We start from the raw sequence: 10,340 nt of genomic DNA on the forward strand, positions 1-10,340 counted from the left end.
CCCGTCACCCATCGGGGGGTGAGCCGGAGTTTCTGCGTGGTTGCGGCCCGCACGGCGGATTCGGCGGAGGGAGCGCCCTCCCGCTGGGGGGAGCTGGCCCGGCTGGGGGGGACGCTGGTGTTTCTCATGGGCCTGTCCCGGCTGGAGGAAATCGCCCGGGGGCTTACCGGAGCCGGACTGCCGCCGGATACCCCCGTTGCCGTGATCGGCGGAAAAAACGCCCCCCGGACCATCCGGGGGACGTTGGGAGACATCGCGGAGCGGGCCCGGGAGGCCGCGGCCCCCGCCGTCATTGTGGTGGGGGGCACGGCGGGGATGGATCTCCGGGGTTAGCCGCCGTAGCCGTAGCGCCTGCGCTGGGTGAGGAGGAACAGGACGGTTACCGCCAGGGTCAGGACTTCCGCCGCCGTCACCGCCAGCCAGATGCCGTCCAGCCCCAGGAAGAGGGGCAGGACGAAGATGGCCGCCGTCTGAAAGAGGAGGGTCCGCAGAAAGGCGATGGCGGCGGAGAGGACGCCGTTTCCCAGGGCGGTGAAAAAGGCGGAGCCGAAGATGTTGAAGCCCATGGCCAGGAAGGACAGGGCGTACAGCCGGAAGCCCCGGGCGGTGAGGGCCAGCAGGTCCGCGTCATAGCTCACAAAGATCCGGGACAGGGGAAACGCCATGCCCACGGCGGCGGCGGTGAGCCCGGCGCAGCCAGCCAGCATCAAAAGGAGGCTCTTGCGCAGGAGGCTTCGCAGCTCCTCCTGGTTTCCCGCGCCGTAGTGGTAGCTGACAATGGGGCCCGCGCCGATGGAGTAGCCCATGAAGACGCCGATGAAGATGAAGTTCACATACATGATGACCCCGAAGGCCGCCACGCCGTCCTCCCCGATGAGGCGCATGAGCTGGAAGTTATAGAGGATGCTGACCAGGGAGGTGGAGAGGTTCCCCATCATCTCCGAGGAGCCGTTGGAGCAGGTCTGGGCCAGGACCCGGCCCTCCAGTCTGGTTTTCGTCAGGCGGAGAGGGGTCTTGTTGGGCAGGAGGAAGTAGACCAGGGGCACCACGCCCCCCACCAGGGAGCTGGCCACCGTGGCGATGGCCGCCCCGGCCACGCCGCAGGGCAGGACCCCCACCAGAAGCCAGTCCCCCACCATGTTGGTCAGGCCCGCCGCCACCGTGAGCCACAGCCCCAGCTTGGGCCGCTCCGCCGCCACGAGGAAGCTCTGGAACATATTTTGCAAAATAAAAGGCACCAGGGCCAGGGAGAGAATGCGCCCGTAGCGGACGGCCAGGGGNAGCATTTCTCCTGNGGCCCCCAGAAGGAGGCAGAGGGGCTCCATGATGAGCTCCGCCAGAACCGTCAGCACCGCGCCGGCGAGNACGCCGGCGGCGACGATGAGGGAGAAGTAGCGGTTTGCCCGGGGCAGGTCCCCCTCTCCCATGGTGCGGGCCACCACGGCGCTGCCGCCGGTGCCCAGCATGAAGNCCACCGTGGCGAAAATCATCAGGGCGGGCATAATGAGGTTCACCGCCGCGNAGGCGGTCTTGCCCGCGTAGTTGGAGACGAACACGCCGTCCACCACGCCGTAGATGGAGGTGAAGATCAGCATGACGACGGTGGGGAAGGTGAAGCGCAGGAGCTTGGCATAGCTGAAATGATCGGATAAATGGATGTGCATAGGGAGTTCCTTTCTCTTTATATCAGGGGCCGCCGGGGATTCCGGCGGNTTTATGGTTTGGGAAGGGAGGCCGCCGCCTTTCGGAAGAGGGAGAGCCATTTCTGGGACAGGCGGATCATATCCCGCAGCTCCTCCTCGGTCAGCCCCCCGGCAGCGGCCCGCTCGGACGCCATGATGGGAAGGACTTTTTNACGGACCAGCTCCTGGCCCTGAGCCGTGAGGAAGAGGGAAACCNCCNGNCCCTCTCTGGGACGGAGGGAGAGAAAGCCGTCCCGCTCCAGCTTCCGGACAGAGGAGTGGACGGTCTGCTTGCTGATAGAGACTTGACGGCAGATGTCCTTCTGCGTGCAGCCGTCCCCTCGCTCCACCAGGCACCACAGTACCCAAAGGGCGCTGTCCGACAGGCCCAGGGCCTGGGCCAGGGTGTGGTAAAATTCATCAATTTGGTGGTCGGCCTGGAGGTATTCCTGAAACAGCGTGTAATGGTCCATGTGCGGGCTCCTTATTATGGTATGAAATCGGACTTGCTGAGGACAAATGGTAGTATAGTCTGATTTCATACCAAGGTCAACCGTGAATCCGCACAAGGATACTGGGGAACTCCCTGCAGGATATGTAGAAAGGGGCCCGGAATCCGGGCCCCTGGTTACTTTGTGGTGGAGATGCAGAGAGCGTGGCAGATGGAGGGGATGGACTCTCCTTGAAAGCTGGAGGTGGGGGAGAGCAGGGCCCCGGTGGGGGCGAAGACGATTTTCTTCCACTTCCCCTGGCGCATACCGGAGAGGAGGTAGCCGTTGAGCACCGAGGCGGAGCAGCCGCAGCCGGAGCCCCCGGCGTGCATGTCCTGCTTTTCCCGGTTGTAGAGGAGGAGACCGCAGTCCTGGAAGTGCTCCCCCATGTCGATGCCGTCCTTGGAAAAGAAGTCCCGGACGATGGCGTGGCCCAGCTCCCCCAGGTCCCCGGTGACCACAAGGTCGTAGTCCTGGGGCTTGGTTTTTGTGTCCTGGAAAAANGCGGAAAGGGTGTCGTAGGCCGCCGGGGCCATGGCGGCCCCCATGTTGTTGGCATCCGCGATGCCTTTGTCCACGATTTTTCCGCAGGTGACGTGGGTGATATAGGGTCCCTCCCCCTGGGAGGCCAGGATGGTGCACCCGGCGGCGGTGGCGGTCCACTGGGCGGTGGGGGTCCGCTGGTTGCCGTAGGGCACGGGCATCCGGTATTGGCGCTCCGCCGTGCAGAAGTGGGAGGAGGTCATGGCGGCGGCCTTTTCCGCAAAGCCCCCGTCAATGGCCATGGCCGCCAGGGAGAGGGATTCCCCCATGGTGGAGCAGGCCCCNTAGAGCCCGTAGAAGGGCACGCCGAACTCCCGCAGGCCGAAGGAGGAGCCGATGCACTGGTTTAAGAGGTCCCCGGCGAAGATATAGTCCAGGTCTCCGTGCTTGAGCTTAATCTGNTCCAGGGCCCGCTGGAGGACCCGCTTCTGCATGGCGGACTCCGCCTTTTCCCAGGTCTTTTCCCCGAAGAAGGAGTCCTGGTCCAGCTCGTCGAAGTGCTCCCGCAGGGGGCCCTCCCCCTCCAGCTTGCCGCCGATGTTGGCGTAGGAGATGACGGAGGGGGGATGCTCCAGGGCGACGGTGCGGCGCCCGATCCGTTTGTTGTTCATAGCGCGCCTCCTTGTGGCAGTGGTGTTCCTCCTAGGATGCCCGCGGGCGGGCACTTTATGCGGGAGAAAAAGGCAAAAGGTGTCCTCTTTGCTTCCGGCTCTTGCGGAGAAAAGGGGACTTTGCTATAGTAAGATATAACAAACCCTGAAGGGGGATAAAACGAAAGGGAGTGNGCGGGATGAACTATGAAATCAAGGGCGAGCCCATGCCTGTGGTGATCTGCGATTTGAACGCCGGGGAGACNATNATTACGGAAAAGGGGTCCATGGTGTGGATGAGCCCCAATATGGAGATGCAGACCTCCGCCGGGGGCAGCCTGGGCAAGGCCTTTGGCCGGATGTTCTCCGGGGAGTCCATGTTCCAGAACCTTTACACCGCCAAGGGCGCGCCGGGCATGATTGCCTTTGCCTCCAGCTTCCCCGGGACCATCCGGGCGGTGGAGATCGGGCCGGGCAAGTCCATTGTGGCGCAGAAGTCCGCGTTCCTGGCCTCGGAGCAGGGGGTGGAGCTGTCCGTGTTCTTCCAGAAGAAGATGGGAGCGGGCTTCTTCGGCGGCGAGGGCTTCATTATGCAGAAGCTCTCCGGCCGGGGGATCGCCTTTTTGGAAATTGACGGATCCGCCGTGGAGTACGACCTGGCTCCGGGCCAGCAGCTGATTGTGGACACCGGAAATCTGGCCATGATGGACGAGACCTGCTCCATCGACATCCAGTCCGTCAAGGGGGTGAAAAACGTCCTCTTCGGCGGGGAGGGGATGTTTAACACCGTGGTCACAGGGCCGGGCCATGTGGTGCTTCAGACCATGCCGCTGAGCGCCTTCGCCGGGTCCATCGCCTCGGTGCTGCCCAGCAAGAGCTGAGGGATAGGGAAATTGGCGCTTGCATATCTTGTCTTGGGTGCGCTGTAATGGGTGCAGCCAAAAAATTGAGGAATAGCTCTGCCATGCAAAAGCGGGTCCCCGGAGAGGCGCGTCTCTCCGGGGACCCGCTTTTTGTGCGTGCAGCCGTAGGGGCGGACACACAGGTCCAGAGGCATAATCTTTAAACCGGGCGTTCCCGTTCATTTAAGCTTTCTGCGCAGAGCTTCGCTCCGCCCAGGGCCACGGCGAAGACAAACCAGAAAATGCACATCACTCGGGGGTAGTTCCAGAGGTAGTCTGCCAAGCCGCAGACCAGGGCCCCGCAGAGAGCCGCGCAGGCGGCGGCGGTGATGGTTCTGGCGGCTCCGCCGGCACAGTGGCGGACGGCATAGGCCGCCCGCTTTACGCCCCAGAGGGCGGAGCCCACGAAGCCCACAAAGCCCAAGACCCCCATCTCCGCCCAGACCTGAATGTAGATGTTATGGGAGTGGACGAAGGGGGTTCGGGCATGGTAGAAGTTCAGCAGCTTCACGTAGCGCTGGACGGCGGCGGTGCCCAGGCCCGCGCCGGAGAGGGGGCGGCGGGTGATAACCTCCAGCCCCGCCTTGAACAGGGGAAAGCGGCTGTTGGTGGAGGAGTCGGAGGCGTCGAAAATGGTGAGGATGCGGTTCCAGATGCTGCCCGGGAGGAAGGGCACCGCCAGAAGGCACAGGGCGAAGAAGAGGGGCAGCAGCTTGGGCTTCCAGAGGAAAATCATCACCACCATGGCGCAGGCGATGCCGATCCAGGCGGCGCGGCAGTAGGTCATGCCCAGGGCGGCGGCGCCCAGGACAAAGGCCGCGGAGGCCGCCAGCTTGGAAATAAAATGTTTGGAGCACAGAATCAGGGCCAGGGTGAGGGGCAGAAGGAGGATCAGCACCTCAGCGAAGGTGTTGGGGTTATCGAAGAAGGAGAGAACCCGGCTGGGCATGTCGGCGTTCAGGTCCATGTCCACATAGGACTCGTTGACCTCCAGGCCGGAGAGACGCTGGAAAATGGCGTACAGGNAGGAGACGGCCANGCAGCCGGAGGCCCCCGCCGCCAGGCGCTTGAGCTCCTCCGCGGAGCGCAGGGCGCTGACGGTTACCAGCACGCAGAGGGCGGCGGAAATGTGGTAGACGAGGAACCGGGTGGAGGCGTTCCGGGTCAGGGAGAAGACCACGCCCAGGACCACCGCCCCAAAGAAGAGGGCGGGGAAGAAGCCGATGGCCTCCACATCCAGCCTCCGGTCCCCCCGGCCCATGGCCCCGGCGTGGAGCAGGAGCAGGAGGAGCAGGAAGGCCATGAGGGTGTAGGCGTTGTTCCAGNACTCATAGGGGATGNTCCAAAGGAGGAGAATCAGCCAGCCCTCGGCCACGGCGGTCTCATCCCCCAGGCGGNAGGCCAGCTGGGCGAAGAAGCTGGTTTCAAANGTCNCCTCCAAAAGTAGNTAGAACTTGCGGAGCAGACGGCCCGGCAGGTTCACCAGGCGGCTGAAAAGCTTGCAGGCCTGGCTGTCCGGCCAGGAGCGGGCAGCGGCCCCCTCCCGGCACAGGGGGCGGAGAATGGCGCTTTCCTCTATCTGGCGGCTGCACCAGGCCCCCAGCCGGACGGCCAGGCGGTGCAGAGCGCTGTGCTGATAGGCGGCCAGGAGCAGGGACAGAAGATGGCAGAGATAGCTTTCTTTTAAAAGAGTCATGGCGTTTTCCTCAAATGCGGTTTTTCAAACGGTAGAGCTGGGTCAGGGTGAAGAAGTGTTTTCCCCGGACCAGGTTCGCCACCATCTGCTTGTTGGGGCTGAGGCCCGCGGGAGCGATTTCGCGAATGGCCTTTTGCATCTCCGGCCGCTGGCAGAACTCCTNGACGGCCTTTTGCCGCTGGCGGATGGATTTGGGGTTGTCCCGGGCGTACTCGTTGCCCACGGCAATCAGAAGGCCCGCCCAGTTGNAGCTCTCCCGCCACTGGGGCCGGAGGGACTCCAGGCCGTACTTGGAAACCAGCGCCTCTTTCCGCTCCATGAAGCGGGCGAAGACCTGAGGGAAATTCTTCATGTAGTGGTGGGTGGCGGACTCCCCGTGAAGGAAGTAGCGGTAGAGGGGCTGGTCCGTCACCGCCAGGGTGCGGGCGTTGCAGAAATACTCCAGGACGAAGAGCTCGTCCTNTAAATAAGGGCCGTCGAAGGCAATGTGGTTTTTGCGGATGAGCTCCGTGGAGAAGAGGTAGCAGACGCTGTAGCCGTTGAACACCGGCTGGGTCAGGCGATCCCCTGTCAGGGGAAGGACCAGTTTCTCGCGGATCTCGNCNCCGCCGTAGACCCCGGCGGGGAGCTGGGCCTGNACGGACTGCTTCCCGCCGGGCCAGAGATAGGTAAGGCCGCAGGCGGCGGCGTCCGCGCCGGACTGCTCCCGGAGATTCCAAAGGGTTTCCAGAGCCTGGAACTCATAGCAGTCGTCGGCGTCCAGAAAGGCAATATAGTCCCCCTTGGCCTCGTTGATTCCCAGGTTCCGGGCCTCGCTGACGCCCTGGTTCTTCNTCCGGTNAANGACGCGAACCCGATNGTCCTTGGCGGCGAACCGGTCGCACAGGGCGGCGGAGCCGTCGGTGGACCCGTCATCCACCAGGATGAGCTCCCAATCGGAAAAGGTCTGGCGGGCTACGCTGTCGAGACAGCGGTGCAGGAACTTCTCCGCCTGGTAGNCGGGGACGANGACAGAGATACTGGGCATAGGCGACCTCCATGGGGTCCGGCGGCGGCGTTCAACCTTANATTAAAGAGGGGGCCTTCCCGCGGAAGGNCCCCTGCCATGGCAGCGGCTGCCGGAATATAAAACCATTGTACCCCATTTACAGCGGAAGGTCNACGGCTTTTCCGACAGCTTNTGAAACCGGCCGGGCTTCATCGGGGGGACTGTCCCAGGCCGTTTCCTCCAGAAAAAGCTCCTCCNCCTGCCGCTGGGATTCCAGCAGGGCCTCCCGCAGCTGGAACAGGGTCCGTTCTGCGTCGGTGACGGCGTTAAACAGCAGCAGGTATTCTTTGGAAAGTGCGGTCATAGCAGGTCTTCCTTTCTGATGAAACACAAAATGTAGCTGGGTTCTATGGATATGATACACAAGAAGCGGGAAATAACTTGTCTGAATTTGTCGAGGGAAATGGAAAAATGAAAAAGCAGGAAATCTTGACGGGAAGGAGGGCGTAGAGTATGCTTAAAGCGGCGAAAAAACGGGCTTTCCGCCGGACAGGCCGGAGATTATTCAAATGCGCCGGGGAAGGGAGCTCCGGCGGTCAGGAGGAGTTTATGCCGGGACATGAAAATCGAACCAGGCAGGAGCTCGGCGCCGCCCTGCGGGCGCTGCTGAGGCAAAAACCGCTGGACCAGCTCCGCGTCCGGGAACTGACGGAGATGTACGGACTCCGGCGGCAGTCTTTTTATTACCACTTCAAGGATGTTTACGACCTTTTCGCCTGGACCGTCCGGCAGGAGCGTGTCTTATTGACAAACCGCCTGGCGGACTGCATTACCTGGCGGCAGGCCTTTTTGGATTTGCTGGACAGGGCCGGGGAGGAGCGGGCGTTTTACCGGGCGGTTCTGGAGCAGGGCGGCCAGACGGGGCTGGGGGAAATGATTCCTTTGGAAGAAGTATTGAAAGCGGTTCAGGCTTATTATCGGAACCGATGCGGCGCGCCGCCGGATCAGGAGGCGGCAGAGCGGGAACGGCGATGGGGCCGGGCCTTGCTGCTGTCCCTGATAGAGAGCTGGGTTCGAAACGGCGAGGTTCTGCGGCCGGAGGAGTTAGCGGACGCGCTGGAACAGGCGGCGGAGCGAAGCGCGGCGGGAGCCATGTGGCAGACCTTACAGGAGCGGGGCGATTGGAATCCAATGCCCTGNTGGGCGGANCATGCAAAGAGGACGGGTTTTCCCGCCCTCTTTTTTCATTCAGTCGACACAAAACGGGAGGATTTTGACAATTGTTTCAATTATGTCCAAAATTAGACGGTTTTTACAAAATTGTCCCTTTGGTAAAAACGCTTGCCTATTTATAATCGAACCATAACAGGAAGTGATGCTGTGAAAAAAGTCTGTTACACCGTTATACTGCAAAGCCAGTTGGGCCCCCGGGCAGGAGAGCTGCTGCTTTTGGAGGAGGCGGGAACCGTCTCCGGGGAGCTGCGCCTGCTCAGCCGCCGGAACCGTTTTTCCGGCAGCGTGCTGCAAAGCGGCAAATATCTGATTTCCGGCGCACTGCGGTGCCAGGTGGATAAAGAGCCGTATGACGCCATCTTTACTGTGCGTCAGGGCCGTCTGTCCGGCGGGCTGGTGACCCGGCACGGCTGCTGGGATCTCACGGGCGTGGAGCGATTCGGCGCCCGCGGAGAGGGAGAGGAAACCGCCGGCGGGGGATAAGGCCGATTTGACAGGCGGGATTGGAAGTTATTTCAAAAAGTTCGCCTGACTTGTCAGATGAAAATAACTTAACGCTGGGGGGGAAGGAGCACATGGAGGAAAAGAACCGACGGTTGGACGAAACCGCCCTGCGCCGTCTGCTGGAGCAGGAGCAGACGGGACCGGAGGCGCTGGTGCTCCGTCTTGCCTGGCTGGAGGGGCTGACCCGGGAGGAAATCGCCGCCCTGACTTGGGATCAGATTTCCTTCCTGGATAACAGGCTGGAGCTTCCGGGCCGGATGGTGCCCCTGGACCAGGAGATGCGTGCGTTCCTCTGGAAGCTTCAGGAGGCCCGGGAAGCCCGGGGGGAACCGGGGGACCCGCATGTTCTCCTCTCCGNCCGGGAGCGGAAGCCGANGCGGCTGGAATCCNTTTCCCGNATCGCCCGGCTGGCCTTGGACCGGGGCGGGCTGAAAGGCGTGCGGCTGCTGGATCTGCGCTATGACTGGATCATCCGCTGTCTGGACCGAATGGACTGGCCTGAGGCTGCCCGGGTTAGCGGCGTGGAGGTTGCGACTTTGCAGCTCCGCTTTTCCGCCAGCGCCCCGGCCAGAAAAGCGCCGAAGTCCCCGGCCGCCCAGGTGGACGAGTTTAAGCTTTGGAAGCTTCTCCAGGCAGAGCGGGACACAGCGGCGGGCCTGGCTATGTGGATGGGCTGGCAGCTGGGCCTCCAGGCCCAGGAGATGATCGCGCNTACCTGGGAGCAGNTGGATTTCCAGGAGGGGGTTCTTCATCTGCCGGACCGGAGCGTGACCATCACCAGCGCCCTCCGGCGGATTTTGGAGGAGGAACACCGCCGGAGGGACCCGGGGGAGGACCCACATGTCCTCCTGACGGAGCAGTCCCGAAAGCCCCTGGACCTTCCCCGGCTGTCCCGGCTCACCCGGGCCGCGCTGATCCGGGGCGGGCTGGAGCGGGCAACCCTCCGAGACCTGAAACGGGACGACTGCCGGGATATAGAGGATGAGCGCATCCTCCGGCGGGCCCTGGAGCAGGGCTTTGTCTCCCGGGGAGACGTGNCGGAGCTGCTGAGCCTGTCCAAGACCGCTACATACGCCCGCCTGCGCCGCTTGACGGAGCACGGACGGCTGGTCCGCGTGGGGGGCAAGTACTACCTCCCCGGCACCGTGGTTCCGCCGGAGCGGCACCGGGAGGCCATCCTGGAGTATCTGGCCGGGGCGGGTTTCGCCTACCGGCAGGACATCGTAGACCTCCTTCACATCCAGCCGAAGCAGTGCACCCTGGTGCTCCACCGCATGGTGGAGGAGGGGGCCCTGGTCCAGCTGGGGCAGAAATACTTCCTCCCGGAGCGGGAGAAACGAAAAGCCGAATAACTTTCTTGGAAGCCGGGGGCAGGGGCGGAGCGTTTCGCCAAAGGGAACTGCCGCCCGGCTTCACTTTTTGGGAAAAATTGGATTGCGTTATTCCTTTCCAGCAAATACCCAAAGGCTATCGTATGGCGGTTTTCAGTTCGGTTAAAAGGCCGGAAAAAGCCTTGTCAGGGCTTTTTTTTCCTGATAGATTGCATTTGCGGACGACGGGCGGAAGAGGCCAATTCCAGGCTTGATGTGGGATCGGCTAGCCCCGACACGAATCCTGGAGGGGGCATCGTAAGCTCGAGCGGACCGTAATCTTTAAAGGAGGAATGTTCAATGAAGAAATTCCTGTCCCTGGTTCTCGCATTGATTATGAC

The 10,340-nt window shown here is 62.5% G+C and carries 9 protein-coding genes and 1 pseudogene; 4 read left to right on the forward strand and 6 right to left on the reverse strand.

Going from position 1 to position 10,340, the window contains the following annotated elements; all coding sequences use genetic code 11:
- Positions 1-333: pseudogene (locus tag JX325_RS08495) on the forward strand (hypothetical protein); the annotation flags it as partial.
- On the opposite strand, the gene JX325_RS08500 reads toward JX325_RS08495, so the two are convergent.
- The 3 genes from JX325_RS08500 to spoVAD form a co-directional block, all read right to left on the reverse strand.
- A complete protein-coding gene (locus JX325_RS08500; protein ID WP_204790730.1) occupies positions 330-1,664 on the reverse strand; it encodes an MATE family efflux transporter in 1,335 nt (444 codons plus the stop codon). The pseudogene JX325_RS08495 and the gene JX325_RS08500 sit on opposite strands and share 4 nt — an antisense overlap.
- 50 nt (positions 1,665-1,714) lie before the next feature.
- Positions 1,715-2,155: a MarR family winged helix-turn-helix transcriptional regulator gene (locus JX325_RS08505; RefSeq protein ID WP_204790731.1), complete on the reverse strand. Its 441-nt coding sequence runs from the start codon at positions 2,153-2,155 to the stop codon at positions 1,715-1,717.
- A 155-nt stretch (positions 2,156-2,310) separates the two neighbouring features.
- A complete protein-coding gene (gene spoVAD / locus JX325_RS08510) occupies positions 2,311-3,327 on the reverse strand; it encodes a stage V sporulation protein AD (protein WP_204790732.1) in 1,017 nt (338 codons plus the stop codon).
- 179 nt (positions 3,328-3,506) lie between these two features.
- Here spoVAD and JX325_RS08515 point away from each other — a divergent pair, with 179 nt between their 5' ends.
- Entirely contained in the window at positions 3,507-4,187 is a 681-nt protein-coding gene (locus JX325_RS08515) for a TIGR00266 family protein (RefSeq protein ID WP_204790733.1), read from the forward strand.
- 181 nt (positions 4,188-4,368) lie between these two features.
- On the opposite strand, the gene JX325_RS08520 is transcribed toward JX325_RS08515, so the two are convergent.
- Positions 4,369-5,904 carry an O-antigen ligase gene (locus JX325_RS08520; RefSeq protein WP_204790734.1) on the reverse strand — a complete coding sequence of 512 codons (1,536 nt, stop codon included), beginning with the start codon at positions 5,902-5,904 and terminating at the stop codon, positions 4,369-4,371.
- Positions 5,905-5,914: 10 nt separating this feature from the next.
- Positions 5,915-6,931, reverse strand: coding sequence for a glycosyltransferase (locus JX325_RS08525; protein WP_204790735.1), 1,017 nt, complete (start codon positions 6,929-6,931; stop codon positions 5,915-5,917).
- A gap of 1,341 nt (positions 6,932-8,272) precedes the next feature.
- On the opposite strand from JX325_RS08525, the gene JX325_RS08530 reads away from it, so the two are divergent.
- Together JX325_RS08530 and JX325_RS08535 are read left to right on the forward strand one after the other, a co-directional pair.
- Positions 8,273-8,608, forward strand: coding sequence for a hypothetical protein (locus tag JX325_RS08530; protein ID WP_204790736.1), 336 nt, complete (start codon positions 8,273-8,275; stop codon positions 8,606-8,608).
- A 92-nt stretch (positions 8,609-8,700) separates the two neighbouring features.
- A complete protein-coding gene (locus JX325_RS08535) occupies positions 8,701-9,981 on the forward strand; it encodes a DNA glycosylase AlkZ-like family protein (RefSeq protein ID WP_204790737.1) in 1,281 nt (426 codons plus the stop codon).
- A gap of 164 nt (positions 9,982-10,145) precedes the next feature.
- On the opposite strand, the gene JX325_RS08540 is transcribed toward JX325_RS08535, so the two are convergent.
- A partial coding sequence (locus JX325_RS08540; RefSeq protein ID WP_204790738.1) for a hypothetical protein occupies positions 10,146-10,340 on the reverse strand: 195 nt, incomplete at its 5' end.

Source organism: Oscillibacter sp. CU971, assembly GCF_905219725.1.
In the GTDB taxonomy this organism is placed as follows: Bacteria; Bacillota; Clostridia; order Oscillospirales; family Oscillospiraceae; genus Oscillibacter.